Origin of the sequence: Streptomyces macrosporus (genome assembly GCF_039533145.1) — a bacterium.
Taxonomy (GTDB): Bacteria; Actinomycetota; Actinomycetes; order Streptomycetales; family Streptomycetaceae; genus Streptomyces; species Streptomyces macrosporus.
In genome coordinates this window covers 24,297-49,835 of sequence record NZ_BAAASZ010000035.1, presented here as the reverse complement: position 1 = coordinate 49,835, position 25,539 = coordinate 24,297, and the positions used below count along the sequence as shown (strand labels likewise).

The 25,539-nt window shown below is 69.6% G+C and carries 27 protein-coding genes and 6 pseudogenes; 15 read left to right on the top strand and 18 right to left on the bottom strand.

Features of this window, described 5'->3' with window-relative positions; all coding sequences use genetic code 11:
* Window positions 1-297 precede the first annotated feature (297 nt).
* Entirely contained in the window at window positions 298-1,338 is a 1,041-nt protein-coding gene (locus tag ABD335_RS24965; RefSeq protein WP_344327571.1) for a vWA domain-containing protein, read from the top strand.
* Window positions 1,339-1,750: 412 nt separating this feature from the next.
* Window positions 1,751-1,957, top strand: a pseudogene (locus ABD335_RS24960) (IS481 family transposase); the annotation flags it as partial.
* Between the two features lie 396 nt (window positions 1,958-2,353).
* Here the strand turns inward: ABD335_RS24960 and ABD335_RS24955 are convergent.
* Both ABD335_RS24955 and ABD335_RS30920 read right to left on the bottom strand, forming a co-directional pair.
* Window positions 2,354-3,265: an NAD-dependent protein deacetylase gene (locus tag ABD335_RS24955; protein ID WP_344327570.1), complete on the bottom strand. Its 912-nt coding sequence runs from the start codon at window positions 3,263-3,265 to the stop codon at window positions 2,354-2,356.
* A gap of 368 nt (window positions 3,266-3,633) precedes the next feature.
* The gene (locus ABD335_RS30920) at window positions 3,634-4,689 is read right to left on the bottom strand and encodes a helix-turn-helix domain-containing protein (protein ID WP_425583736.1); all 1,056 of its coding nucleotides are present in this window, start codon (window positions 4,687-4,689) and stop codon (window positions 3,634-3,636) included.
* Window positions 4,690-4,799: 110 nt separating this feature from the next.
* On the opposite strand from ABD335_RS30920, the gene ABD335_RS24950 reads away from it, so the two are divergent.
* Window positions 4,800-5,192: a hypothetical protein gene (locus ABD335_RS24950; RefSeq protein WP_344327568.1), complete on the top strand. Its 393-nt coding sequence runs from the start codon at window positions 4,800-4,802 to the stop codon at window positions 5,190-5,192.
* 26 nt (window positions 5,193-5,218) lie between these two features.
* The gene (locus tag ABD335_RS24945; protein WP_344327567.1) at window positions 5,219-6,088 is read left to right on the top strand and encodes an alpha/beta fold hydrolase; all 870 of its coding nucleotides are present in this window, start codon (window positions 5,219-5,221) and stop codon (window positions 6,086-6,088) included.
* 727 nt (window positions 6,089-6,815) lie between these two features.
* Here ABD335_RS24945 and ABD335_RS24940 read toward each other — a convergent pair.
* Window positions 6,816-7,841: a glycoside hydrolase family 113 protein gene (locus ABD335_RS24940; protein ID WP_344327565.1), complete on the bottom strand. Its 1,026-nt coding sequence runs from the start codon at window positions 7,839-7,841 to the stop codon at window positions 6,816-6,818.
* Window positions 7,842-7,935: 94 nt separating this feature from the next.
* Here ABD335_RS24940 and ABD335_RS24935 point away from each other — a divergent pair, with 94 nt between their 5' ends.
* Window positions 7,936-8,583: a TetR/AcrR family transcriptional regulator gene (locus ABD335_RS24935; RefSeq protein ID WP_344327564.1), complete on the top strand. Its 648-nt coding sequence runs from the start codon at window positions 7,936-7,938 to the stop codon at window positions 8,581-8,583.
* Window positions 8,584-8,671: 88 nt separating this feature from the next.
* Here ABD335_RS24935 and ABD335_RS24930 read toward each other — a convergent pair whose 3' ends face one another.
* On the bottom strand, window positions 8,672-9,133 hold the full coding sequence (locus ABD335_RS24930; protein ID WP_344327768.1) for a hypothetical protein: 462 nt from the start codon (window positions 9,131-9,133) through the stop codon (window positions 8,672-8,674).
* Here ABD335_RS24930 and ABD335_RS24925 point away from each other — a divergent pair.
* A pseudogene (locus tag ABD335_RS24925) lies at window positions 9,053-9,406 on the top strand (IS5 family transposase); the annotation flags it as partial. The gene ABD335_RS24930 and the pseudogene ABD335_RS24925 overlap by 81 nt on opposite strands.
* Window positions 9,407-9,518: 112 nt before the next feature.
* Window positions 9,519-9,860 carry a VOC family protein gene (locus ABD335_RS24920; RefSeq protein ID WP_344327561.1) on the top strand — a complete coding sequence of 114 codons (342 nt, stop codon included), beginning with the start codon at window positions 9,519-9,521 and terminating at the stop codon, window positions 9,858-9,860.
* Window positions 9,861-9,942: 82 nt separating this feature from the next.
* Here ABD335_RS24920 and ABD335_RS24915 read toward each other — a convergent pair whose 3' ends face one another.
* From ABD335_RS24915 to ABD335_RS24900, 4 genes and pseudogenes are all read right to left on the bottom strand, one after another.
* Complete coding sequence (locus ABD335_RS24915; protein WP_344327559.1) at window positions 9,943-10,512, bottom strand: transposase; 570 nt, start codon at window positions 10,510-10,512, stop codon at window positions 9,943-9,945.
* Between the two features lie 134 nt (window positions 10,513-10,646).
* Window positions 10,647-11,370: pseudogene (locus ABD335_RS24910) on the bottom strand (IS701 family transposase); the annotation flags it as partial.
* Window positions 11,370-11,936 carry a GNAT family N-acetyltransferase gene (locus tag ABD335_RS24905; protein ID WP_344327556.1) on the bottom strand — a complete coding sequence of 189 codons (567 nt, stop codon included), beginning with the start codon at window positions 11,934-11,936 and terminating at the stop codon, window positions 11,370-11,372. The pseudogene ABD335_RS24910 and the gene ABD335_RS24905, both read right to left, overlap by 1 nt.
* A 199-nt stretch (window positions 11,937-12,135) precedes the next feature.
* On the bottom strand, window positions 12,136-12,894 hold the full coding sequence (locus ABD335_RS24900) for a hypothetical protein (protein ID WP_344327552.1): 759 nt from the start codon (window positions 12,892-12,894) through the stop codon (window positions 12,136-12,138).
* Window positions 12,895-13,070: 176 nt separating this feature from the next.
* Here ABD335_RS24900 and ABD335_RS24895 point away from each other — a divergent pair.
* Window positions 13,071-13,328, top strand: a pseudogene (locus ABD335_RS24895) (ATP-binding protein); the annotation flags it as partial.
* Window positions 13,329-13,368: 40 nt separating this feature from the next.
* On the opposite strand, the gene ABD335_RS24890 reads toward ABD335_RS24895, so the two are convergent.
* Window positions 13,369-13,803, bottom strand: coding sequence for a DUF6228 family protein (locus ABD335_RS24890; RefSeq protein WP_344327548.1), 435 nt, complete (start codon window positions 13,801-13,803; stop codon window positions 13,369-13,371).
* A gap of 125 nt (window positions 13,804-13,928) precedes the next feature.
* Here ABD335_RS24890 and ABD335_RS24885 point away from each other — a divergent pair, with 125 nt between their 5' ends.
* The 5 genes and pseudogenes from ABD335_RS24885 to ABD335_RS30915 form a co-directional block, all read left to right on the top strand.
* Window positions 13,929-14,369, top strand: a complete 441-nt coding sequence (locus ABD335_RS24885) for a serine hydrolase (protein ID WP_344327543.1) — start codon at window positions 13,929-13,931, stop codon at window positions 14,367-14,369.
* 275 nt (window positions 14,370-14,644) lie between these two features.
* Complete coding sequence (locus ABD335_RS24880; RefSeq protein WP_344327541.1) at window positions 14,645-14,923, top strand: transposase; 279 nt, start codon at window positions 14,645-14,647, stop codon at window positions 14,921-14,923.
* A 73-nt stretch (window positions 14,924-14,996) separates the two neighbouring features.
* On the top strand, window positions 14,997-15,896 hold the full coding sequence (locus ABD335_RS24875; protein WP_344327539.1) for an aminoglycoside phosphotransferase family protein: 900 nt from the start codon (window positions 14,997-14,999) through the stop codon (window positions 15,894-15,896).
* Window positions 15,897-15,986: 90 nt separating this feature from the next.
* On the top strand, window positions 15,987-16,223 hold the full coding sequence (locus ABD335_RS24870; protein ID WP_425583735.1) for a transposase: 237 nt from the start codon (window positions 15,987-15,989) through the stop codon (window positions 16,221-16,223).
* Window positions 16,195-16,356, top strand: a pseudogene (locus tag ABD335_RS30915) (transposase); the annotation flags it as partial. The gene ABD335_RS24870 and the pseudogene ABD335_RS30915, both read left to right, overlap by 29 nt.
* 222 nt (window positions 16,357-16,578) lie before the next feature.
* Here ABD335_RS30915 and ABD335_RS24865 read toward each other — a convergent pair.
* The 9 genes from ABD335_RS24865 to ABD335_RS24825 form a co-directional block, all read right to left on the bottom strand.
* Window positions 16,579-16,986 (bottom strand): gas vesicle protein K, encoded by a 408-nt coding sequence (locus tag ABD335_RS24865; RefSeq protein WP_344327535.1) that lies wholly within the window; start codon window positions 16,984-16,986, stop codon window positions 16,579-16,581.
* Window positions 16,976-17,239, bottom strand: coding sequence for a gas vesicle protein (locus ABD335_RS24860; protein WP_344327532.1), 264 nt, complete (start codon window positions 17,237-17,239; stop codon window positions 16,976-16,978). The genes ABD335_RS24865 and ABD335_RS24860 overlap by 11 nt, the downstream gene beginning before the upstream one ends.
* Window positions 17,236-18,057, bottom strand: coding sequence for a GvpL/GvpF family gas vesicle protein (locus ABD335_RS24855; protein WP_344327529.1), 822 nt, complete (start codon window positions 18,055-18,057; stop codon window positions 17,236-17,238). The genes ABD335_RS24860 and ABD335_RS24855 overlap by 4 nt, the downstream gene beginning before the upstream one ends.
* A complete protein-coding gene (locus ABD335_RS24850) occupies window positions 18,054-18,587 on the bottom strand; it encodes a gas vesicle protein (protein ID WP_344327526.1) in 534 nt (177 codons plus the stop codon). The genes ABD335_RS24855 and ABD335_RS24850 overlap by 4 nt, the downstream gene beginning before the upstream one ends.
* A 52-nt stretch (window positions 18,588-18,639) precedes the next feature.
* Window positions 18,640-18,888, bottom strand: coding sequence for a gas vesicle protein GvpG (locus ABD335_RS24845; protein ID WP_344327523.1), 249 nt, complete (start codon window positions 18,886-18,888; stop codon window positions 18,640-18,642).
* A gap of 11 nt (window positions 18,889-18,899) precedes the next feature.
* Window positions 18,900-19,613, bottom strand: a complete 714-nt coding sequence (locus ABD335_RS24840; RefSeq protein WP_344327520.1) for a GvpL/GvpF family gas vesicle protein — start codon at window positions 19,611-19,613, stop codon at window positions 18,900-18,902.
* 3 nt (window positions 19,614-19,616) lie between these two features.
* Complete coding sequence (locus ABD335_RS24835) at window positions 19,617-20,048, bottom strand: gas vesicle structural protein GvpA (RefSeq protein ID WP_344327518.1); 432 nt, start codon at window positions 20,046-20,048, stop codon at window positions 19,617-19,619.
* 60 nt (window positions 20,049-20,108) lie between these two features.
* Window positions 20,109-20,495, bottom strand: coding sequence for a gas vesicle protein GvpO (locus ABD335_RS24830; RefSeq protein ID WP_344327515.1), 387 nt, complete (start codon window positions 20,493-20,495; stop codon window positions 20,109-20,111).
* 256 nt (window positions 20,496-20,751) lie between these two features.
* Window positions 20,752-22,698, bottom strand: coding sequence for a hypothetical protein (locus ABD335_RS24825; protein WP_344327512.1), 1,947 nt, complete (start codon window positions 22,696-22,698; stop codon window positions 20,752-20,754).
* Window positions 22,699-23,728: 1,030 nt separating this feature from the next.
* Here ABD335_RS24825 and ABD335_RS24820 point away from each other — a divergent pair.
* Entirely contained in the window at window positions 23,729-25,228 is a 1,500-nt protein-coding gene (locus ABD335_RS24820) for an amino acid permease (protein ID WP_425583734.1), read from the top strand.
* Window positions 25,229-25,261: 33 nt separating this feature from the next.
* Window positions 25,262-25,539: pseudogene (locus ABD335_RS24815) on the top strand (Lrp/AsnC family transcriptional regulator); the annotation flags it as partial.

Sequence of the window (25,539 nt, the reverse complement as noted above, 5' to 3'; positions counted from 1 at the left end):
CCCGCCCGGCCATCGCCCTGCTCCGTCCCCCCATGGCCCGGCTCCCCGAGAACCTTCCGGCCGGAGGTCGGGAGAGGACGCCACCGCCGATCGGACCACAGCGCCTCACGGTGCGACCCGTTGACAGTGCAGACCCGCGACGTCTCCTGGAATCCGCTGACAGCGCGCAGAAGTCTCGTGCTGTGCCCCGGCTGCGCCCCTGGTCGGGGGCTCTTCCTCCGGTCCGGGAGCCAAGATCGATTGTCAGTGGTGGGTGAGACGGTAGGAGCATCGAGCCGGAAAGAGGGGGAGCTGTCCATGTCCGGAAACCAGAACTACATCAATCACGTTGCTCTTGTGCTGGACGCCAGTTCGTCCATGTCGCACCTGAGCCGCAAGGTCGTCGAAGTCGCCGACCAGCAGATCGCCTATCTTGCCCGCCGATCGAGGGAACTGGACCAGGAAACCCGCGTCACGGTGTACGTCTTCGCGGACAAGGTGGAGTGCGTCATCTACGACAAGGACGTGCTGCGGATGCCGTCGCTGAAGCAGCTGTACCGGGTCGGTGGAATGACGGCCCTGCTGGCGGCCGCACTGAAGTCACAGCGGGAGCTGGCGCAGACAGCTCAACTGTACGGAGACCACAGCTTCCTGACGTTCATACTCACCGATGGGCAGGAGAACGCGAGTCATCGCTGCCCGGACGCCCCTACCGGAAATCCGCGTGAACTGGTCCAGGCCGTGGCCGAGATGATCGGGACACAGGAGGACAACTGGACGCTGGCCGTCCTCGTGCCGGACCAGATGGGCAAGCGCGAGGCCATGCAGTGTGGTTTCCCGAAGGACAACATCGCCATCTGGGACGCCACGAGCACACAGGGCCTGGAGGAGGCCGGGCAGGTCATCCAGCAGGCCACCGAGAAATTCATGGTGGGCCGCGCCCAGGGCATCCGGGGATCGCGGGCGGTGTTCTCCACGGGTGCGGAGGCGGTCAACAAGGACACCATCAAGGCGGCCGGCCTCACCCCGATGGATCCGTCGAAGTACCAGCTGATCCCGGTGGCTCGCGAAGCGGCGATCCGGGACTGGGTCGTCGAATGCGGGCACACCTACCGTACCGGCGGTGCGTTCTACCAGCTGAGCAAGTCGGAGAAGATCCAGGCGCGGAAGCAGATCGCGGTGCTGGAGAAGAAGACGGACCGGGTGTACACGGGGCCCGAGGCCCGAGCCTTGCTCGGCCTGCCGGACATGGAAGTGCGTGTCAAGCCGGACCACAACGACGACTTCACGATCTTCGTACAGAGCACCAGCGTGAACCGGAAGCTCGTACCGCACACGCGACTCCTGCTCATGCTCTGACGCCTTGGAAGCCCCGTCAGGTCCCGGAGGCACCGTCCGTCTCGGCACTCCACCGGCAACAGGGTCGGCGGTTGCGGGCGCGGCGCAGGAGTACGTGTCGCCGGAACCGCCGCGCCCGGCTTCGACGACGAGCCGAACCGTGGCCCGCGGGCTGCCGACAGCGGTCCTGCGGTGGTCGGCTGTGGCGCCGAGGTCGGGTAGCTGGTTGGACAATGCTCATCCCAGCGTGTCAGCTGCCGACTGTGTCGGGGAACCACGGCCGCGCCACCGCGTCCCGGGCGACGAGAAACCCCCGATGGCCATGGCCCGCCCTGTGGTGTCGGCCGCCTTCCTCGAGATCCAGGCGCTCATGCGCTCCAGTAGGGGATCGATACGTGTCCGGGCCAGTACCCGACCGGCCGGCGACACCAGGGCGGGCCATTACCGGCAGCCGGGCGCCGAGGGCAGGTGGGACCGCTCCAGCCGCCCGCACCACCGGCCGTGCCGCACTCCGGCCGTCGCCGAGGACCTGGCCGTACCACCGCGGCGCGAGCACCGCATCGGACCGCTGGGTCGCGCGGCCCGTGTCGGCATCGCGGCCTCCACCGCCCACCGCAGCCCGCGCCGACCCGGCCTGCCCGTGCCCACCCCGCCGGCCGCTTCACCAACCTGTCGGGACAACACAGTTGGGGCCGGCGGGTGGGCGGCCGGCAGACGTCGGCGGCCTATGTTTCACACGGGCATCCTTTTCCAGTGGCAGACCCGCATCAAGGGGCGGATGTCAATCCCTCACCTGCTTCCGCACCCGCGCCCGGGTTGGGCAGCACTGGCACAGCGGGCAGCCGCCACTGGCGTACTTGTGCGTCTTGCGCCGGCACCCGGAACACGTGTCGATCTTGTTACCGGGGGCGGGCCGGTGCGGATGGATCGGGCTCCGTGATCGGAGGCGAAGGCGGACTTGGTGTTGCGGTTCCACATCGACCTAAATCGCCCCAAAGGGCCGGCGCGGTAAACCCCGGTGACACCCCCGCCACCGTCACGATCTCGTCCGGGCCGCCGCCTCGCCGTCGACGGGGATGCCCAGCCGGTCGGCCACGGTGGTGAGGGCCGTTCCCAGCGGGAGCGCGACCCGAGCGAGGGCGTGCCGGTCGCCCCGGGTCGGGTCCCGGTTGACGATCAGCACCGGTTTATCGGCCTGGGCCGCCTGGCGGACGAATCTGAGCCCGGACATCACCGTCAGTGAGGAGCCCAGGACCAGCAGCGAGGCCGCCTCACGGACCAGCTTGCGGCAGTGCTCGACCCGCTGCGGCGGAACGGCTTCGCCGAAGAACACCACGTCCGGTTTGAGGATGCCGCCGCAGCTCGTACAGGGCACCACGCGGAAGTCCCCGACCTGTTCGTCGGTGAGGTCGGCGTCACCGTCCGGGTTGATTCCGGAGGCCACCGGCTCGAAGCCCACGTTGGCCTCCTCCAGCCGCCGGGCGAGTTCACGGCGCGAGCTGAGGGCGCCGCAGGAAAGGCAGACGACCCGGGCCAGGCTTCCGTGGAGTTCCACGACGTCCTCGCTACCGGCGGCCTGGTGCAGACCGTCGACGTTCTGGGTGATCACACCCGACAGCAGGCCGTGCCGCCCGAACGCGGCCACGGCCCGGTGCCCGGCGTTGGGGCGGGCGCGACCGAAGGTGCGCCAGCCGAGGTGGCTGCGCGCCCAGTACCGGCGCCGGGCCTGGGCGCTGGCGGTGAAGTCCTGGTAGGTCATCGGGGTGTGCCGGCTCAGGCTTCCGCTCTCGCCCCGGTAGTCGGGGATACCCGACTCCGTGGAGATGCCCGCACCGCTGAGCACCAGCACACCGCCGGTGCTCAGCGCGTCGGCGACCGGCTCCAGATCCGTGGTGCCCGGCGGCAGGTCCTCGGTAGGGGTCCAGCTCAGAGTGGGGCGCATGCGCATGCCGCCAGGGTACGGAACAGGCTGCCCTCAGTCGTTCTCCACCGATCAGCAGGATGGCGCACCGTGCTGATGTGGCGACCTGGCCTGTTCCGGCGTGGCCCGTTGCGGGACAGGCGGAAGGGAAGGGGACGTGCGAAAAGCCGGTGGGCTCGGTTGGGAGGAAGGCCGTCTGTCGAGGCGGCGCGTATCGGCCATGACCGCGGGGTTCTTCGGCAGGGCGATGTGAATCGCGTGGATCATGTGTTCCGCCGTCGGTGTGGGCAACGGGTACGGCGGGCGCGCCCGGACGGTGCCCTGGTACGGCCGGTGCTCGGGGTGGAACCGCTCGACCTCGCGCAGAGCGTGCCGTGGGTACCGCCGGTTCCGGATCAAGGTGCGGTCCGGCGGTTCGCGCCGGCGGGCCTGCGCCCTGTGTCGCTCGACGATGCGATTCGGTGCTGTGAGCTGCGGCGAGGCCGTTCGGTCAGGCGGTTCTCTGGTACTGGCTGATCAGGCCGCCGCGGAGGGGGCGTCGCCGGATTCGGTGGGCCCGGAGGTCGGTGACGGTGGCCGGAGCGCTGCGGAGCGGGGCCGACTCCCGAGGACCGCGGGATCTCCCGTGCGGTGGACGGGGCGATGGAGCAGCCGAGGCGAGCGAGCTCTCCCCGTGTGCGGCAGCGGCCCCGGGTGCCGTTCTCGCGCGCCGGACGCGGAATGGGCTGCCTGGCGATGGGCGCGGTCGGGGGCCGTTCCGGGTGGCGGTGCTCGGTGAATGCCCACTCCCGGGCGGCCGGGCGTGGGCGCCGGGCCGGTGGAGTGGTCGGCGTGACCGCGGAGACCCGACGCCGGCGCTCCTGCGGAATCAGCCGGGAAAGGACGGCCGGCCGGATCCGGTCGGCCGACTCATGGCGGACCCGAGCGATCCGGCGGCGCAGCACCGCGTTCTCCTGCCGCGGCGCCGGCACCTCCGCATCCTTGGCCACCCGGCTGCGCAGCACGGCAGCGGGCACCTTGATCGGGTTCCGGACCAGCGCGGTGACGGTCGACCGCGGCATCGAAGGATCATCCCAGGCACCGTGGAGGACGTTGCCCCATACGGAGAAGCTGCGGGCCGGGCCCGGAATCGTATGTCCGAGCGGGACAGACGCCGAGCGCCACGGCGATGTTCCGGTCTGCGGCAGCCAGCGTCTTCGTGCCTCGACGAGGGCTGTCTCACCGGCCGCGGCCGGCTCGACATGCCTGCTGGTGCGGCGGAACAGCTCCGCGCCGAAAATGTGCTCCAACTTGCGGTTCCGGATGCCGAGAGCAGACTGAGAGATGTGCAGGTGTCGTGCCGTCGTCCGAAGCGCAGATCCTCGGCGGCGGCTGTGGAGTACCTCAGCAGACGCAGGTCTGGCTCCGTGGCCGGAATGATATTGCCGGGGCGTCTGCCGGCGCAGAAGCATGCCGCCCTCCAGTGATGACCCTGGATTGTCGATCGGCGGCGGCTTGTACCAAATCGCCTTGCCGCGCGCATGAGCTTCGCGGAAACATCTGCGTTACCAAGGAGAGGTAAATGGCAACAGCAACGGCGCAGGAGTCGGTGGATCGTTTCCGTCAACTCAGTGACGGCGACGCGGAAATCCAGGCGCACGGGAAGTATTTCTCGTGCAGCTACCTGCTCGACATGGAGACGCATTCCTTTCTCGTCCGCGTGCACCACGGGCGCATCGAAGAACTGATCGTCGACCCGGAGCCGCTGGTGGCCTACGACTTCGCGATCCGCGCGACCGCCGAGACCTGGCAGGAATTCTGCCGGCCGACGCCCGCTCCCATGTACCACGGCATCTGGGCGGCCACCTTCCGGCGGGGCATGCGGCTGGAGGGGGACCTGCTGGTCCTCATGCAGAACCTGCGCTGCCTGACCCGGCAGTTGGAACTGTTGCGCGTCACCGGCCCGCTGGGCTGACCGATCATCCCGCCGAAAGGAATCCGATGAGCAACAATTCCCGCATCTCCCCGGTCACCGGCCACTACGTCACCATCGACGTGGAAGGCATCGAGTACAAGGTCTTCTACCTGGAGAACGGCGAGGGCCAGCCGCTTGTCTGCCAGCACACCGCCGGCGCCCACAACCACCAGTGGCGCGGTCTCCTGGAAGACGAGGAGATCACCAGCAATTACCGTGTCATCGCGTACGACCTCGCCCGCCACGGAAAGTCCGACCCGCCGCGGAATACGGACTGGTGGAAGGAAGAGTACAAGCTCACCGCCGACCACTACGTGGCGTTCATCACCGCGTTCTGCGACGCTCTCGGGCTGGAAGACCCGATCTTCATGGGCTCTTCCTTCGGCGGCAACGTCGCACTGCAACTGGCGCTGCGTCACCCGGACCGCTTCAAGGCCGTCATCCCGGTCGAGGGCGCCGACTACTCGCCCGGCTTCTACCTCGACTGGTGGCAGCACCCGCACGCCAACGCGGCTCAGGTGTGCGCCAGCGGTGTGTGGGACCTCATGGCACCACAGTCCCCGGAGCGGGACCGCTGGGCCACGTGGTTCTACTACAGCCAGGGGTCCGAGGCGTTCAAAGGCGACCTGTACTTCTACTCGGTCGACCACGACCTGCGCGACCGCCTCGGCGACATCGACGGCGACGCGTGCCCGGTGATCATGCTCACCGGCGAATACGACTACCTCACCACCCCCGAGGACGGCGAGCGCACCGCCAAGCAGATCCGCGGCGCGGAGTTCATCGAGATGAAGGACATCGGCCACTTCCCGATGAGCGAGAACTACCCGCGGTTCGCGCAGTACCTCAAGCACGCACTGCAGCGAATCGAAGAACGGACCAGCCTCCCCGGCTGACCCGCGCCTGCTCTTGTCGCCTGCTCTTGTCGATGACCTCGTCCGTGCAGGTCACACGGCGTTCATGCCTGTGGAGGATGCCGCCGAGGCGGCCGCGTCGCCGTAGGCCGAGGCGCGTGATGTCGGCCGCGTCGGCCGTCGGCGTGGGCAACGGGCACGGCGGGCGCGCCCGGGCGGTGCCCTGGTGCGGCCGGTGCTCGGGGTGGAACCGCTCGACCTCGCGCAGGGCGTACAAGTAGGTGCCGCCGGTTCCAGATCAAGGTGCGGTCCGGCGGCTCGCGCCGGCGGGCCTGCACCCACCTCTCCAGGATCGAGTTCATGCGTGGGGGTAGGCCAGTGGCAGCAGCACGGCCGATCATCTTGCCGCGCCCACCGACAGCCGCGTGAGGGTGCCGGCGCGAGCGACCGCGGTCGGCATCCCCGTGCCGCTCGCCTCCGTACCGCGCCGGTCCCGGGAACGGGCCGAGGGCAGCCGTCACGACCTGGTGATGAACGCCGCGGATTGAGTACCCGGCTACAAAGCCGGTGGGGCTTTGACGCCGTCTTCGCACGCTCCCTCCGACAGCGCGCGAAGACGGCCACTGGTGTGTTGTCGGGCCGTCAGCGTCGCAGGACGTTCTCGTCGTCACCCGTTCGGCCACGCCTGGTTCGCGTCCCTCTGTACGACACGACCCGGCCGCGGACGAGTACCGAGACAACCGGGCGTGGGCCCTGACGCGTGAAGTGGTCAGCCGCGGTAGTGGTCGGCAATCGCGGCGAAGGCGGCCTTGGGTTCCCAGGGAAGGTCGGGGTAAGTGTCGCCGTGGCGGTCTTCAAGGACCTTGACGATGCCAAGGCCGGCGAGGTCAAGGTCGTCACGGGGATCGCCATCGGGGCGGTGAGGCAGGTTGTAGAGCGCGAAGAGGAACACGAAGGCGCTGTCGACGCCCTCGCTGTCGAAGATCTCCAGCAGCTCGCTCAGGTATGCCGCCTGACCGGCCTCGTCGCGCTCGTACTTCCCGGTCAGCCGGAGCGGCGCGCCGGTGGCTTCGTCGGTTTCGATGATGTCCATGCTGCGGGGCGCGATGTCACCCGCGCCGCGCCAGGTGGCGGTGCCGAAGCCGGTGATGGCGACCGGTTTGGGCTGTGCGACGAGGCTGCGCACGCCGTCTCGGAATCGGTCGGCCACCTCCGCGGACCGGATGAGTTCGAAGGTCGTGAAGTCGAACAAGTCCCAGTCGACGCCTTCGAACTGTATGGCGGCGTACGTGACCTTGCCGTGGAAGCGCTCGCGGACCACCGCCACGGCTTCGCGGAGGAAGGCGTTGAGACGGGTGCGGGTTGCGGCGATTCTCTCGGGCCGACGGGTCGGGTCGCCCAGCAGCCGGCCGAGTCGCTCCTCGGTGTTGTCGCCTTCGAGGAACCCCCGGTTCATGACACTCAGCTCAACGCCTGTGACGAACACGACCTCGGCTCCCTGCGTCCGGAGTTGCTCGGCCCGCTCTGCGCAGTCGGCGACCAGTGTGAGGATCTCGTCGGTCGTCAGCTCCAGCGGGTAGGGCGAGAACCAGATCTCCAGCCCGAGCTCGGCGGCGGAGCGGGCGGCGAGCTCTAAGCGCTCCGGGTCGCCGCCGGTGATGTGGACGGCGTTGCAGTGCAGATCGTCGCGGATGATGGTCAGCTCTTTCTCGACCAGGTCGGGGTCGAAGCGCTCCCGGGAGTTGCTGCCGTTGCGGACGAAGCCGGTGTCGTAGCAGATGCCCTTGGCTCGCATGCGTCTGGCCCTTCTGTCGGGGTCTTGAGAGTAGAAGCAAATATTGCGCGCACGCAAGTTTGCGTGTGCGCAATCCAGTTGGGATACTGCGAGGGTGACGACAAGGCGGACCGGGCTGCGCGAGCAGAAGAAGCAGGCCACCCGAGTGGCATTGCGCGAGGCGGCACTGCGGCTGGCTCTCCAGCGCGGGCCCGACAACGTCCGCGTCGACGACATCGCAGAGGCCGCCGGGGTCTCGCCGAGGACCTACAACAACTACTTCTCCAGTCGCGAACAGGCGATCGTCGCCGCCGTCACCGCCGAACGGGAATCACGGGTCGCCGCGGCGGTGACGGCCAGACCCGCCCACGTCCGCCTCGCCGACGCCTTGACCGAAGCGATCCTGGAGCAGTACACCGAACCGCGTGACCGCGACGTGCTGCTGCTGATCACCACCAGTCCCACACTGCGTGACGCGTACCTCGACACCGCCACCATGGTCGAACACCCCCTCGCCGCCGCGATCGACCAGCGTCTCGGCGAAAGCGGCACGCCCACCGCCCGCGTGCTCGCGGCGAGCGTGGCCGCCGCGGTTCGGGTCGCACTCCAACAGTGGCTCCAACCTCCGGCTGTTCCCCCCGCAACCGGTCGGCTCGTCGTGCCGTCCGGCTCGCTACCCGACCTGCTCCGCTCCGCGCTCGCCGTACTCACACCCGCATTTGACGCCGCCGAAGAGCAGGCGCAACAACGCTCGCAGCGGTGAATCCGTTCCGCTGACGGCTCCGACGTTGCACGGGGTCCGGCACGAGTCGCGGTGCCGTCGACGATCGACGGCACCGTTTCATGGATGGTCATTCACGAGGCAACGCGGCGCGCGACGGCCGCTGGGTGTTCTTCGAGTGCAACCCCGCCGGACAGTGGCAGTTCGTCGCCGCCACCACCAAACTGCCGATCGCCGAGGCCCACGCCGGCCTCCCGCAAGGAGCCACCACCTTGTCCATGAGCTCCGCTGCCCGACGGTGGATCACCGGTTCCGCCTCCGGTTCGGTGATCCGCCGGCATGCGGCCACGAGTTCGACTTGGTCCTCGTTGGTCGATCCCGGCAGCCGTCCAGTGTCGATGAGGTGCTGACGGCGCCGGACGCGGATCGTCTGTTCGCTGATGCCGAGGTCGTGGGCGACCTGCCGGATCGGCCGGCCGGCTTCGTCGGGATCCAGGACTTTGCGCCGGAACTCGGGCGGGTCGCAGCCGACCACCCCCGGATGCGCAAGGTCTGGGGCGACGGCGGCCACCGCCGGCACTTCGTCGAGCACGCCGCCACCCTCGGCATCGCTCTAGAAATAGTCCTGCGCACCCCCGGCACCAGGGGATTCACTCCTGTCCCGAAACGCTGGACGGTGGGGCGAACCCATGGCCGGCTCATGCTTCACCGTCGTCCGGCCCGCGACGACGAAACCCTTCCCGCCCGCTCCGAAGCCATGATCCACCTGGCCATGATCGACGTGATGGCCCGCCGCCTCACCGGCGAGAACACCATCTCCTGGCGCGACCCCGCAAAGCCACACCAACCGCAGATCCCGGGATAAAACATCGGGAGAAAACGACCTCTTGGAACTCGTAACACGATCTTGTGAATCGTTGTTGGCGAGGTGTGAGCTTCACCGAGAGCCACGGGGCCGCCGGACCTACCATGGCGGCATGGCCCTCGACCTATACGCAGGCATCCCAGTCAGCGACTACGCAGCGGCGCTGGCCTGGTACGAACGACTGCTGGGCTCCCAGCCGACATACATCGCGAGCGACACGGAGGCCGTGTGGGAACTCGCAGAACATCGGTCGGTGTTCATCGAACACCGACCCGGGCACGGCGGCCACGCCATGCACACCATCTTCGTCGACGATTTCGATGCCCGCGTCGCCCAGATCGCTGCTCGGGGACTGGAGCCCACCAAGCGCGAGACCTACCCGAACGGCGTGCGCAAAGCCATCTACCACGATCCGGACGGAAACGAGATTGGGTTCGGCGGGGCCCCGCTCTGATCGCAACCAGCTCGCGTGGTGGCTACGGTCGCCCAGTCCAAGTCCGCTATGAGCCCACCAGGTACTCATGCGCGGGCCGTCTTCAGGCGTCTCCAGCAGATGAGACTGCAGGCGAGACGAGGGCGTCGTGCAGGTCGAGGCGTCTTCCCCAGCGGACGGCCAGACGCTTGACGTGGTGCAGCAGCGAGAAGGTCTGCTCAACGACGTAGCGGAGCTTGCCCAGGCCCTTGATGGTCGGGGCGCCCTTGCGGGAGACAACCGGCAGTATCCGGCGCTTGCGCAGTTCCCGGCGATTGGGGTTGCTGTCGTAGCCCTTGTCACCGAGCAGTGCCTCGGGCCGACGTCGTGGTCGGCCGAGCTTGCCGGCCACGGGCGGGATGCCGTCGACCAGGGCGAGGGTCTGCGTGACGTCGTTGACGTTGGCCGAGGTGGTGACGACCTTGAACGGGGTGCCGTTGCCGTCGAAGATCAGGTGGTGCTCACTGCCCGTCTTCCCGCGAGCGACCGGCGACGGGCCGGTGGCCTCGCCCCCCTTTTCGCTCGGATGTGGGAGGCATCCACGCAGGCCCGGGGCCAGTCGAGTGCGTCGGCGGCATGCAGCTTGGCAAGCAGGAGGTGGTGCAGCTTCTCGAAGACGCCGGCCTCGTGCCACCGACCCAGTCGACGCCGGCAGGTCTGTCCGGAGCCGAACCCCAGCTCCAACGGCAGCAGTTACCAGCTGATGTCGTTATAGAGCACGTACAGGATGCCCTGCAGGCACAGCCGGTCATCCACCGGCCGAGGCCCGGGGGCCTTCGCGGTCAGGGCATCCGCGCGGAACTTCCCCGCACCGGTGGTGGCTTCATGGGAGCAGGCGACGGCGAGCACGTAGCCGACCCCGCGGTCTTCCAGCGCGGTCCGCGGCTTGGAGTTGCCGCCGTAGACCTCGTCGCCCGCGACCCAGCCCACGTGGTGGCCGGCGTCAAGGAACCGGCCGATCATGCGGGCGGCCGGCTCAGGCTCGGTCGCGAAGGCGGTGTCCTCGCCCAGTCCCGCCGCCTGGCAGCGGTCCGGAACGCACGTCCACGAGCGGGGGACGTACAGCTCACGATCCACCGCCGCATGCCCATGGCGGCCTGCGTAGACGAGGTAGACGGCGACCTGGGAGTTCTCGATCCTGCCGGCGGTGCCGGTGGGGGCACCTCCCGCCGCGAAGCGGAAGGGGGAGACCGGCGCTGGACACCCACGGTGTGCGTGCCCTTCTCCACGTCCCCGGTCTTGTCGACGACCAGCACCGCGTCCTCGTCGTGCAGGTGCTCCAGCACGGATTCGCGCACGTCATCGCGTACCCGGTCGGCGTCCCACTTGGCCCGGCCGAGCAGGTGCTGCAGGTCGTCCGGACTCGCGCCCCGGCCCACTCGGCGATCGTCCAGCAGGTCTTGCGCGGCAGGTCCGACAGCAGACCGAGTACCAGGTCCCTCATGCGACGCCGGGGTTCAATCCGCGCGAACCGGCTCGCCATCCGGCCCATCAGGCCCTCGAACGCCTCCTGCCGGCGGGCTGGGTCCACGCTGTGACCCGCGGCCGGTCCCCCGGCAAGATCGTGTGCACCAGGTCGCGCTGATACCAGGTGCCTGGCTCACCGCCGAGGTGGGCCGGGTCGGCGGGGCCGACGGGAACGAACCCGGCTTTGGCCAACACCTTTTGGGACGCGGTGTTCCGGCGGACGGTGGACGCCCGCAGTGTGCGCAACCGGTACTGGGCCGCCGCCAGTTGGCACAGCTCCCGGACGGTTGCGGTCGCCACGCCTCGGCCGGCGACGTGCTGCGCGACCCGGTAGCCGAGTTCCGCAGTGTGGTCTTCGATGTCGACCAGGTTGAACCTGCCGAGTACCGAGCCTTCCTCGGCGACGAGCACGTGGAAGGCGCAGATGCCGGCCTCCTGCTCAGCGAGCAAAGCGTTGTACCGGTCGGTGAACTGGTCGAAGAAGTCGTCGCCGCGGTCGGGGACCGAGGCAGCGAAGTAGGCGCGGTTCGCCAGCTCGAAGGCCAGGACCGCCGGGGCATGGCCAGCATGCAGCCGCTGCAACTCGGGCATTGCCCGACCCTACCCGGGCGGTCCGGCCAAGGTCACCTGGTTTCCGCCAGCGGCGGACAGCTCCAAGCAAGGCACACAACGATCCACGGCTGGAGTATCAGAGGCCATTTCTTATGACGCTCGCCCTTCCAAGGAGGTGGGGTGTCGCCCGGGCGCCACCACCCTGACCACTATGGCCGGGCCTCCACTGATCTGGAACTCACCCCTGGAGTTTTCCCCTGCCATAGCGGGTCAGGGCCGTGCGGAGCGGTGTGAGAAGCGCGGTTCGTTCCTCGACGGCTGTCCCCAGCAGCAGGCGGCCGACGACATAACTGCCGCTGCCGCCCCGTTCGGGGAAGTTGTGCTTGGATGCTCGTTTGACGCCGTGGTCAAAGTCCTCGAAGGTCACGATCAGTGAGTGTGCGCCGCCCTCGGGGTCGGCGACCAAGCGAATGCTCTCCAGTTCGTCCCATCTGATGGAGAAGGACTGGTTCCTCGGGAGGAGATTGTCCCTGTCGAGTCGGCAATGCCGCTTGTCGACCACAGTGAGGCCGCCGGTATCTACGACGAGCACGTCCCTCCCGTCGGCTGCCTCAATGGCCTCTGCCACCGAGAGGCCGACCATAATGAGCAGGGCCAACAGCAAGGTGGACTTGAGTCCTTCCCCGGCCGTGAATTGCTCCGACTTGCCGACCAAGATCATCAACCCCACAAGACACCAGAGCATTGCCACGCCTTTGGCCGCTCCTTGAAGCGCGGCGAAGGCACGGTCGCGGAGCCGGATGGCGAACGTGGTCAGCTCGAAGACAGCGGGTCCAGCGAAGTCCGAGAAACCGGTCCGCTGCCCTGGCGTGGGGTCCCGGGGCGGGGGCGTACGGGCGAGCAAGACAGCGATTGTGAGCGAGGGCACCGCAGTGGCGAAGGAGCCTGCGCCGGCCAGCCACGACAGGGTCTCCAGGTCGGACAGGTACAGCACCACCGCCATGACCGCACACGTCAGCGCAGTCGACAACCCCACCCACATACCCAGCCCCCGCATACACGACATTCTGCCCCGCGGGAACGTCGTGATACAGCGCCGGACTGGCGCCAAACTCCGATGAACAGCTTTCAGTTGGCGAGCCTGCGGGAGCTGATGAGGGCTGCGGCTACGGCGAACCCGGCTACATGGAACTCGATCGCCGCGGAACCGAACTCCTCTTCCAGGTCCTGACCGAACGCGAGGAGAAGAACAGCGTCGCCATCGCCTCCAACGAGTCCTTCGGCGGCTGGACCAAGACGTTCACCGATCCCCGGCTCTGCGCGGCCATCGTCGACCGCCTCACCTTCGGCGGCACCATCATCGAGACCGGCACCGACTCCTACCGTCTCGCCAGCACTCGCGCCCGCGCTGAGCAGCAAGCCGTCGGCTGAACCTGGCGCGCGGTGCCTGCGCGGAGCGATCGTGGTCGACCTACCCCTGGCACAGGAATCCCCGCAGATCCGCAGCTACAGCCGTCATGCCCTCACCGGCTTCGATCACGGTCGTCACCGTGCACTTCCAGTCACCGGGAAAGAAGCCGGACCGAAGCGTCCAGTCCAAATACACATGCCCACCCGAGCCGAAGGTCGCCGTCACGACCAGGTGGTTGTTGGTCCAGACCCGCTCCCCCTCCCAGCCACGGAAGTCTCGCGCGAGGCCGTCGAAGAACTCACTCATGTCATCCCAGACGGTGACGGTCACGTTCTCGAGCCGTGCACGCACACCATCAGCGACGGCCTCCACCGCGAAGACGGTCTCGTACTCATCCGCACGCGACCAGTCGAACAACCGGACAGAGGTCGCCAGCGCCCCCGGCCCCCGCACGACGAGCTCGACCTGCCCGGGATCCACCTCGATGAGACTCACCCGCCGAAGGATACGGACGTCAACAGGTTGGCGGCATCATGTTTTCGTGGCCTGGGACCGCTGCTACTTCTCATCAACATTCGGCGGCCCAGCAGCAACCAACTGTTCCCAGCTCCCACCGACAAGTGCTCTTCGTTCTGACCTACGCAGCCAGATGGGCGTATTCCAACACCAACCACGTCCTCGCAGGCATGATCATCGAACGGGCCACCGGCCGCTCGCTTGCCGAGGAGATCACGGAGCGGATCTCCCGCCCACTCGGCTTGGCCGGCACGTACCTGCCGCACGGCAGCGACCCGACGATCCACGGGCCACACTCCCGGCACTACACGAAGCTGTTCCGGACCGACCTCGGCGCGCCGGTCCACGACGCGACCGAGTTCGATTCATCCATGTTCTGGACAGCCGGCGGCATGATCTCCACCGCCGGGGGCCTCAACCGGTTCTTCGGCGCCCTGTTGGGGGCCGGATACTGCCACCGGACCAGCGACACCACATGTTCACCACCGTGCCCACCCGCGACTGGATTTCCAACGCCGCCCACGGCCTTGGCGTTTCCTCGGTGAGACTGCTCTGCGGGGAAACGGTCTGGAATATGGGGTGCGCTCTTCGGATCGTGGTCCTACGCCTACGGCGCGCGCAATGGCGAACAGATGGTCACCACCAACGTCAACGGCGACCGGAGCAACGGCGGTTGGGACGACCCCATCGGTATCTTCACCGATCCACTCGAGGCGAAGTTCCGCCGCCGGAGCGCCACCTGGCCACCGGTCACGGGTCGGGCCCGGTCGGCTCCCAGGGTCCGTCCTCAAAGGCCGCCAGGCTGATGAAGCATGGCTGGGTGCGTCGCCATGAACCCACCGATCACGAGTGGGAGGTGCCGGCCCCGCTGATGCCGCGCGCCGGGACCGGCCGTCCGCGAGCGGAGGACCAGCGGATCGCAGGCGGCACGGTCCACACGATCCGCACCGGGATCACCCGGCGTGATCTGCCCGAACGGTACGGCCCCTGGAAGGCCGTCCACACCCGCTTCCGCCGCCGGGCGCTGGAGGGCGCCTTCACCCACGCTCCTCGGCAACTCCGGGCGGAGGCCGAGGCGGCGGAACAGCCAAATCCATGACCCGAGTTCGGCACAGTGCCCGGCCGGAAAAGTGTTTGACGCCCGCCGGCGTCCGGCGGTCGGATGGCGCCTCATGAGCACAGGGCAGGTGCATCCCGATCAGCACCCCATCGACGACGACCTCGTACGGCGGCTGATCGCCGGGCAGTTCCCGCAGTGGACGGAGCTGACGGTGGAGCGTTTCCCGTCCGGCGGCACGGTCAACGCCATGTACCGGCTGGGCGATGCCATGGTCGTACGGCTGCCTTTGGTGAAGGGCGGAGCCAAGGACGTATCGACGGAGCAGGAGTGGCTGCCCCGCCTCGTGTCCCGGCTGCCCACGGCCATCCCCGAGGTGCTCGGAGTCGGGAAGCCCGCCGAGGGATATCCGTGGCCGTGGTCGGTGTACCGGTGGCTGCCGGGGGAGAATCCCGAGGCGGGGGCGCTGAGCGAACCTGTGCTGCTGGCCAAGGACCTGGCCGGGTTCGTGGCGGCGATGCGGAGCATCACCCTGCCGGGGGCGCCGGAGGCCTACCGCGGCGGACCGGTCGCCTCGCTCGACGCATCGACCCGGGCGGCGATCGAGGAACTGCGCGGGATCCCACAGGAGGGCGTCGACTGCGATGCCGCGACCGCCGTATGGGAGGACGCGCTGCGGGCTCCGGGCTGGGACGGGCCGCCGGTATGGCTGCACGCCGATCTGATGCCGGGCAATCTGTTGGTGGACAGTGGCAGGCTGACCGCGGTGATCGACTTCGGGTGCATGGGGGTGGGCGACCCGGCCTGCGATCTGTTCCCGGCATGGAATCTGCTCCCGGCCGAGGCAAGGGAGGTCTTCCGTGAAACGCTCGGTGTGGACGACGCGACTTGGAACCGCGGCCGGGGGCGGACGCTCTCGCAGGCGCTGATCGCGCTGCCGTACTACCGGAGGACGAACCCGGCGATGGCGCACAACGCCCGGCACGTGATCCGGGCGGTGCTGGGAGAGAGCTGAGACCTCCGGCACTACGACCCGCGGCTACTGGGGCCGGCGACCGCCGTGACTGCGGCCGCGGTAACGGAGTCCGTCATCGAATGATCTTGGATGACGAATCATGGTCGGGTGATACGCCGCCATGCACCGTCCCGTGTGGAGCGGGAGTTCGTCCGGCCGTCGCTGCCCGAGTCGCCACGTGGCCGCAAGCGATCGAACGACCGAACGGCCCGCAACGGGATCGCGTGGAGGTTCCGGGCCGGTGTGGTCTGGCGGGACGTGCCCGAGCGGTACGGTTCCCGGGCCAAGCTTCCCCTTGATGCCGGACGCCTGGAGACCGGGACGTGAGGTTCCAGGGAAGCAGTGCCGGGTGGGGAGCAAGAGCAACCGCAGCAGGCGGTACACCGAGGAGTTCAAGCGGGACGCGGTCGCCCTCGTCCGTTCCTCCGACGGGACCGTCACCGAGGTGGCCCGGGAACTCGGGGTCAGCGCCGAGGGGCCGCACCCGGAGCCGCTCGTGTTCGGCTCGCAAGGCTGTCACCCCGTCGGGCTTCTCCAGCAGCTCCAGGAGGTTCTGCCCGCCGGTGCCGAGGAGGTCGCCGGGGCGCCGGCCGGGGCGCCCTCGGAGCGGGACGAGGCGTTCCGGGGTGGGCGGCCCCCGTACGCGTCCTGCCTCGCACCGGGGGACGCGGTGCGGCGGGGACTACTCGGCCGGCGGCAGCAGGGTGCCCAGGGGGCCGAGGTCCAGGTTGAGGTCCCGCAGCGTCAGGCCGTACTCGGCGCACAGCTCCTCCATGCGGTCGTGGAGGGCCATGAGGGTCTCTCCCAGGCGCTCCTCCTGTTCCTCGGTGAGGTCTCCCGCGTCGACGCGGTGGAGGGCCTGGCGCTCCATCAGCTGCCGCAGGAGTTCGACGAGGGTGAGGACGAGCTTGACCAGGTCCCGTTCCACGTTCTCCGGATCGGTGGTGATCCTGCGCGCCACTCCGCGTGCCTTCCCGTCCCCCGGGGGCGGGAGGTCGCGGGGGACGGCGGGCAGCAGGCGGAAGGCGCGTTCGGCCGCGTCGGCGACCTCGTCGAAGCGGCCGGCGGGCCGCTGCCCGTCACCCGCCACGGTCGTACCCCTTCCGGCCGTCCCGCCGCGGCACCGTTCCGGTGTCCCACGGGGACGGGTTCTGCTCGCCGACGGAGACGATGACCGACCGTAGGGAGACGCGCACCAGGTCGATGTCGGCGATGGAGAGCACGATGTCGCCGGTGATGACCGCGCCGCCGCTGAGCAGCCGGTCCAGCAGGTCGATCAGGGCCACCTGCCGGTCCGGCAGCGGTTCCACCCGCACCGCCGGCGCCTCGTCCGCAGCCCTCACGACGCGGTCTCCCGTGCGGGTTCGGCCACGTCCTCCTCGGGAGGCGCGGCGAAGGAGTAGGGGGCCCAGGGCCCGGTGACCTCGACGCGCACACCGGGCAGTCCGTCGGCCGCGCGCACGGCGCCGTCGCGGAACCGTTCGGCGCGGTCCAGGGGGACGAGGTAGGCGTCGTTGGCGACGTTCTCCCCCTGCCCGCCCGCGAGCACACCCTGCTGGACCCGGTGCCGGGCCCGGTCGACCGCGTGGTCGGCGGCCACCGCCTCGACGCGTTCGACGGCCAGTCCCGCGGCCCGGTAGACGTCCTCGCGCGAGTGCCGCTGCGCCCTGCGGCGCCGCAGGTAGGAGCGTCCGGGGCCGAGGCCGGGTTCCGCGGCCGGTTCCGGCGCGGTGTCCTCCGTCTCCGGCGGTTCGACGTAGACCTTGACGCCCCACTCCACGTGCTCGGCCAGGCGGGACAGCCGGTCGGCGAACGTGTCCCGGTGGGCGTCGAGCATGCTCCGCACCCGCTCGTCGTCGAGGTACACCGTCGCCAGCCGCAGGGGGAGGACGGTGGTGCGGGCGGCCAGCGCCTCGATCACGCCGTGGTGCGAGCGGGCGACGGCCTCCAGCCAGTCCAGGTCCTCCAGGTTCTCCCGCAGGGCTTCCTCGTGGAAGTCCCGCGCGGGCACCGCACTCACCGCGGCCACCAGGGGGCCGCCGGAGTCCCCGCGGACCAGGCGGACCGGCGCGCCCCCCACTCCGCGGAGGCCGGAGACGGCCTCCGGCAGCCCCTCGGCGTCGCATGCCACGGCGTACGCGTAGGCCATCCGATCCGTCATGGTTCACCTCGGTCCCTCGGGCGGGTTCCGCGCTCCGGCCGTTTGGAGCGGGGGCGCCGGACGGCGGGGCGCCGCTCCGCCTCCTCGGTCTCCCCGACTGCCTCCCCGGAGGTTTCCCCGGAGGTTTCCCCGGAAGTGTCCTCGGCCCCGCGGGGGAGCGCGCGGTCCCCGCGCAGGGCGTCGAGTTCCGCACGGAGCCGCTTGTTCTCCTCCAGCTCTGCGCGGAGCCGCTTGTTCTCGTGGGCCAAGGAACGGCTGTCGACCGCGCGGGAGGAGAGCGACGGGTCGTGCTCCCACCAGTCGATGCCCATCTCCTTGGCCTTGTCCACCGATGCCACCAGCAGGCGCAGTTTGATGGTGAGCAGTTCGATGTCCAGCAGGTTGATCTGGATGTCGCCCGCGATGACGATGCCCTTGTCGAGGACCCGTTCCAGGATGTCGGCGAGGTTGGCCGAGGAGCCCTGGCCGTAGGACGGTGGGGCCGCCCTGGTCGGGTAGGAGCCAAGCCTGTTGGCGACGGGTTCTGTCACGGCCGCTCGACCTCGTTCCCTGTGGTTCGGTGCGATTTCGGACGTGTCGTGATCAGGTATCGCCACCCCGTGCGCGGTTGATCTCCTCCAGCCAGTCCAGCAGTTCGTCCTCGCGCCGGTCGAACGTCTCCTCGTCGATCTCCCCGGCCAGGAGCGCCTTCTCCAGCGCGGCGAGCTCCCGCTTGACCGGTTCGGGGTCGTAGTACTCGGCCTCGGCGGCCTCCTTGACGCGTTCCACCACCCAGACCACGCCGCGCACCGGCGCCAGCGGGAGGGTGGCGATCTGGGTGAACAGACCCATGGCACGGCTCCCTAGACGAAGCTGTAGGGGGGAAGCGGGCCGTTCAGCCGGAAGCCGAACTCCTCGCCCATCTCGTCGGCGAGCCTCTTCTCCTCGGTGGTGAACTCCTCCTCGCCCTTCCGCTCCACCAGGAAGGAGACGTTCAGGAAGTCGTCGCCGGTGGGTTGGGAGGAGAGCTCGTCCCGGGCGAGGGGACGCAGCGCGCCGACGATCTCCGCGGCCAGTGCCTCCTGGCGCGTCCGGACCTCCTGGGCGACCAGTTCGCCGAGCGCGAGCGGCAGGTCGGGGCCGCCGCGGCCGCTCCTGATCTCGTCGTTGAGCCTGCGGGCCTCGTCCGACTCCAGGAGGATCCGGCGCAGCAGCGACTCCTCGTCCTGGGACGCCTTCAGGTTGTACTCGACGCAGCCCTCCAGCGCCTCCAGCCGCTCGGTGTACTCCTCGGTCCGTTCCTCCAGCACGGTCCGCACGGCGTCGTCGTCCGGCGCGGTGAGGCCGAACCGCAGCGGCAGGATGCCGCCGTCGGCCATGAGCCGCTCCTGGACGGTCTGGTGGGCGCCGAGGTCCCGGCGCTTGGGCCGCAGTCCCTCGGGAGCGTCGCTGACGACGGCGGACAGCGTCCCGGCGTCCACGGTGCGGAGCGCGGCGGGGGGATCGCCCACGCCGGTGAGCCCGTCCAGGCGCAGTGGGTGCGTCGCCGCGACGATGGAGTAGACGTACACGGCCATGGCTCACTCCTCGTGCCGCCGGGAGGCCTTGCGAGCCGTCCGTTCGCTCCGTTCCACGGGCTCCTCCTCCCGCTCCTCCCTCCGGCGCTGGAGGGAGTCCGTCACGGCCTCGACGGCGCCGGTGAGCGCCCCCTTGCTCTTGCCGCGGGCTCCACCCTCGGTCACCTGGCCGACGACGTCGGTCAGCTGGGCGGGGGCCTTGCGCCCGGACTCCAGGTCCAGGCGGTTGCACGCCTCGGCGAAGCGCAGGTAGGTGTCGACGCTCGCCACGACGACACGGGCGTCGATCTTGAGGATCTCGATGCCCACCAGGGACACGCGGACGAAGGCGTCGATGACCAGACCGCGATCCAGGATCAGTTCGAGGACGTCGTACAGGTTCCCGGAGCCCCCGCCTCCAGGGGCACCGCCTCCGCCCTGCGGCACCACGGTCACGGTGCCTCCCTTCGCCGGCCTGCCGTCCGACGGGCCGGCCGTTCTCGTCGTTCGGGTCGGTCAGGCACGCCGGTCGATCTGCCCGCGGGTGTAGCGGCGAGTCTGCTCGTACCCCACGAGCTCGCCCTCCTCGTCCAGCGTCACCCGGTAGCTCGCCATCACGCTGCTGGTCTCGGGGATCCGCTCCAGTTCCAGCACCTCCACGTCGGCCTGCCAGCCGTCCCGCGTCGGTTTCACCGAGGAGACCGACTCCGGGGTCCGTCCCAGGAGCTCCTCGAGCTGCTCGGCCGCGTAGCGCATGGCCTGCGGGGCCGAGACCCGGCGGCCGCGCCTCTCGTCACCCTCGTCCCGCCGGCCCTCGCGCCGGGGGCGGCCGGTCCGTTCGGAGGTGCCGCGGGAGGAGTGCTGCGGCTCCCGTTCCTCGTCGTCCGTTTCGCCTGCGGCCATGGTTCCTCTCCGGGGTCGGAGACGACGTACTGCGCAAAGATAAATTCATGATATAGGAGCATTTGTTCCTTATGTGAAGCGAGTCTCGGCGGATGTCCGGCGGCCGGGAGCGGTCCGGTGGAGGCAGCGCGTCCGGACGGTCCGGTCCGGCGGTGATCGGCCCGCCGGACCGGTGGGAAGGGGGTCCTCCGCCGGGCCGTGGAGGGCGCGTCGGTGAGCTGCTCGGCGCGTCGGGCCCCGCTCGGCCGTCGGTGTCTCAGCACCAACCGTTGACCGGTCCGCTGACTCCCGTCCAGACGTAGGCGTCGCTGATCCAGGTGCCGTCGGTCAGCCTGTTCCACAGGTTCGTGGTGCCGTAGCGGCCGGTGTGCGAGGTGCCGTAGGCGGAACAGGCGATGCCGACCGTGGCGCCGTCCGCCACCGTGCCCTGGGCCGCGTAACCGGTGCCGGGCCCGGAGCGCTTGTTGACGTACGTGCCCCCGTTGGCGTCGACCACGGCCTGGGTGAGGCCCAGCGCGCCGTGGTTGTAGAGGGTCCCTCCGGCGTACACCTGCCGGCTGCCGTGCATCGCCGACCCCTGGTAGGCGGCGGAGCCGTTGTAGAGCACCCACTTGCCCAGGTTGTGGCCCGCGATCGGAATGTACGAGCCGTTCTGGAGCAGGCCGAAGTGGACGTGGCGGCCGTAGGCGGCACCGCCGCAGGTGACGTCCGTGCCCGTGTAGCCGAGGAAGGCACCGGTGTTCACCCAGCCGCCGTTGGTGTTGATGTTGCTCCACAGGTGGTAGTAGTCCGTGGCGTAGCCGCGGTCGTGGACGACCCTGATCCAGCCCCGACACATGGTGTAGGCCGTGCCCTGCCGGGCCGCGCGCACCACCTCGTCGCCGCCGGCGAAGTCCAGCGAGCTCCACGGCGCCGCGCTGCCGCTCCAGCCGTGGGGACCGCTGGTCATGACCGTGTTGGCGCCGATGGTCGTGGGCAGCGCCATGCCCGTGCGGTAGTCACCGGTGCCGTACACGGTGACGTCGCCGTCGGCACCGGGGGCCCCGCGGCCGAGGGTGTCCTTCCGCTTGCCGTCCCGCTGGGCGAAGAGGGGCTTCTCCCTGTCCTTCACGACGGGGGAGCGCTTCGACAGCTCGGCGAACCCCTCCTCGCCCTCGAATGCCACACGCCACGTGCCGTGTTCGCGTTCGGCGAGGAACAGCCACCCCCGGGGCATCCGATCCGATCCCGGTTCGGTGGCCAGCACGGCCGTGCCGAAGGCCCAGCCGTCGACGCTGCGGGTGATGTCGACGCGCGGTGTGTCGCGGGCGACGGCGGCACCGATCGCGGTGCGGCCGTGTTCCAGCAGGTGCTCGGTCACGGCGGCCGCAGGGGTGGCGGCCGGCCGGTCCGCGGCGGCGGCGCCCGCCGGGACGGTCAGTGTCAGCGCCCCGGCCAGCATCGCCAGGACACTGCTGGTGGCGGTCCATCGGGTTCTCGGTCTTCTCCGGCCGAACATGGGGTCCTCCTCGGCTGGTCGAGGTGTCGCTTGTGACAACACCTCGGTTTGAATGTGCGCCGTCAAAATAGAGGTGAGTGGGCCCGGCGCCAAGCACGCTTCGACGCAGGGACCTTCGCGCGGGGCACGGAGGAGTACCACGGTCGGGAAGGCTCGGCGGCCGGGCCGTCGGTACAGGGTCGGGCCGTAGGCCGTGAGGACCTCGGCGATCGGCTGGCGGAAGGTGGTGCCGCCGGGGGTGCGGTTTCCGCTGCCGCCCGAGATCAGGCCGAGGGCCGTGGTGCCGGAGAAGGCGGACCCTCCGGTGTCGCCCGCCTCGGCGCACACGTCGGTTCGGAGCAGGCCGTAGACGATGTCGCCACCGCCGTGGTTGACCGTGGCGTTGAGTCCGGTGACCGTGCCGCGGCGCAGTCCGCTGCTTCGACCGAGGTGGCGGGCGGGCTGTCCGATCCGGGGAGCGGCGGCCCCGGCGATGTCCTGGACGGCGCCGCCGCCCAGGTTGATCTCGCCGGGGTGGGACAGGGCGGTGTTGGTGTAGCGGGCCGGCCCGTAGTCGTTGCCCGGGAAGCTGGGTCCGGCAGTGGTGGAGTTGCCCCGATCTGGACGGCCGAGTCGGGGGCATCCGGGTCCTGAACCGACCGGAGTCCTTCTGCCGTGCCGCTCGCCGGAGCGGCTTCGGGCGGGGACCGGGTGAACTCCCGCCACGGTCGCCCGATGGAGCGCGGCCGTCTCCCGCCGCCCACGCGGCTGCGCACGCCAAGGCGGCCACCGTGCGGCCCCACGCCGCCTGCCACCGCCGGGCCGGGCGCCGCGTCGCCCACGAGGGCACCCGCGTGGTCTGCTCCGGCGGTGTGCGGGGCCCTGCCGGGCTTCGGCTCGGGCACGGCCTGTCGGCGCGGGCGCAGGCTGCGGGAGGGGAGCGACGCCGGGGTGGCAGCGGTCGCACGAGGGGCTGCCGGCTCGAGTCGCGGACCGCCGTCGGGACCTTCGGCTGCGTGTTGATCCTCCGGCGCCGCCTCCGCACCGCATCGCGTCAGGAGCTCCTCTTCCCGTCACCCGGATTCCGCCGTGGCCCAGCAGCCTGGCCCCGGCCCCCACCGGCAGACGTCGTCACCACTCGTCCAGATGCGGACACAGCGCTCCAAATATCACAAAGAGTCGACCACGGACCTCGTCAGGGACACGCGTACCGCATCAACGAGCTCCGGAACGGGAAGCCGCACGGTGATTCTCTGTGGGCCCAGAGCGATGGCGGTTGCCTCGGGGGTGGACTGTCCGGTCCGTGGGCGGGGTGGGGAAGCGCAGGGCCCGCTCGTCAGCCTGCCGGACAAGCCACCGCACGCCGCCGGCGGCGTGCGCGAGGAACCCCCGGCGGGCAGGCGCACGTCACCGCTGGTGTCCACGTTCTTGTCCGCGAGAAGGTCCCGGGGGAGTGGAAGCCAGGGGTTCCGCGTGGGAGGACGATCGGAGCCCCGCGATGCCTCGAATCTGCCGATCCATGCAGTGAGCTGCAACGATTCCCCACTCAAGCGATTAATACGCAACGATGCTGCGCGAAGATGCAAGGTTCGTGCATTACGAGTCTCCACCGCAGCTCATAGGGTCGTTCGCTGTACAAGGAAAGGCGGTGACCGCCTCCTTGGCGGTTCCCTCACCCCTTCCCGGGCCCTTTGTCATGCCGCCGGGGCCGCCGCTGGTCGCCGCCCATGACTGGCAGTAAGCAAGGAGCCACCCAGTGTTGGACCACGGCGCAGCACCCCCGGCCGAAAGCCCGATGCGGTCTCCGCGGCCGCCCGTCGGCGGCCTCGGTGCCCGTCTGATGCGGCGCAAGCCCGTCGAGCAGCTCGTAGCGGAAGGCGGCCAGGGTGAAGGCGGCACTCTGCGGCGCTCCCTCGGCATGTGGCAGCTGACGATGATCAGCATCGGTGCCACGCTGGGCACCGGTATCTTCGTCGTCCTCGGCGAGGCGGCCCCGCTGGCCGGCCCCGCCGTGGCGATATCGTTCGTGATCGCCGGTCTGACCGCGCTGTTCTCGGCGCTCTCCTACGCCGAGCTGGCCGGATCGATCCCCGTCTCCGGGTCCTCCTACTCGTACTCCTACGCCACCATGGGCGAGCTCATCGCCTGGATCTGCGGGTGGTGCCTGATCCTGGAGTACGGCGTTTCGGTAGCGGCCGTCGCGGTCGGCTGGGGCGAGTACCTCAACGAGCTGTTCGGCACCACCGTCGGCTTCACCATCCCCCAGACGCTCTCCGCCCCGCTCGGCGAGGGCGGCGTGATCAATCTCCCCGCGCTGGTGGTGGTGCTGCTTTCCATGGTGTTCCTGCTGCGCGGGGCCCGGGAGAGCGCCCGTGTCAACACGATCATGGTGTTGGTGAAGATTGCCACATTGGTGCTGTTCTGTGCCATTGGCTTCCTCGGTATCAAGGCGGGTAACTACCTTCCGCTGGCACCGCTCGGCATCACTGGCATCAGCGCCGCGGCCGCCACGCTGTTCTTCTCCTACATCGGCTTCGACGCGGCCTCCACCGCAGGTGAAGAGGCCAAGGACCCCAAGCGGGATCTTCCGAAGGCGATCATGCTTTCTCTGCTGATCGTCACCGCCCTCTACTGCCTGGTCGCCCTCGTCGCGGTCGGCGCCATGCCGTGGCAGGACTTCACGGGCACCGAGGCGGCCCTCGCGCAGATCATGAAGGACGTCACGGGCCACAGCTTCTGGAGCGTGGTCCTTGCCGCGGGCGCGGTCGTCGCCATCGCCAGCGTCGTCTTCGCCGTTCTCTACGGCCAGACCCGCATCCTCTTCGCGATGTCCCGCGACGGGCTGGTGCCCAAGGTTTTCGCCAAGGTCGACGAGCGCACCGGCAGCCCCCGTGTCAACGTCCTCATCGTCTCCGTCTTCTGTGGTGTGCTGGCCGGCACCATCCCCTTGGGCGAACTCGCCAATGCCACCAGCATCGGAACACTCTTCGCGTTCGCGCTCGTCAACGTCGCCGTGGTCATCCTGCGCTGCACGCGTCCGGAGATGCGCCGCACCTTCCGCGTCGCCCTCTTTCCCCTGACGCCCATCCTGGGCTTCGGATTCTGCGGCTGGATGATGCTCAGCCTCCCGGGCACGACCTGGATGGTCTTTGGCGGCTGGATGGCGGCGGGGCTTGTCGTCTACTTCGGCTACAGCATGCACCGCTCCCGCCTGGCCGTCCCCGCGGCCCCGGAGGCGGCGTCTGCGGAGAAGTGATCCGTCCGCAGCGCGACTGAACGATCTCCGCGACTGAACGATCTCGACGAACGCATCGTCCACGCCCTCGCCGAGGACGCCCGCCGTTCCTACGCCGGCATCGGTGCCGAGATGAGCCCGCCCTTCCCGCCGCCAAGCAGCGGGGAGGGCGGGCTCCGGAGCGGAGGGGGCCGTCACCGGCTTCACCGTCCGGGTGGCCCCGCAGCGCTTGGCCGGAAAAAGCGAGGGCCTCATCGGGACCCACTGCCGCCGCCACATCTCACCCGAGTCGATCCACCGCGGAATGTCGCGTCGTCCCGAGGTGGCGTTCG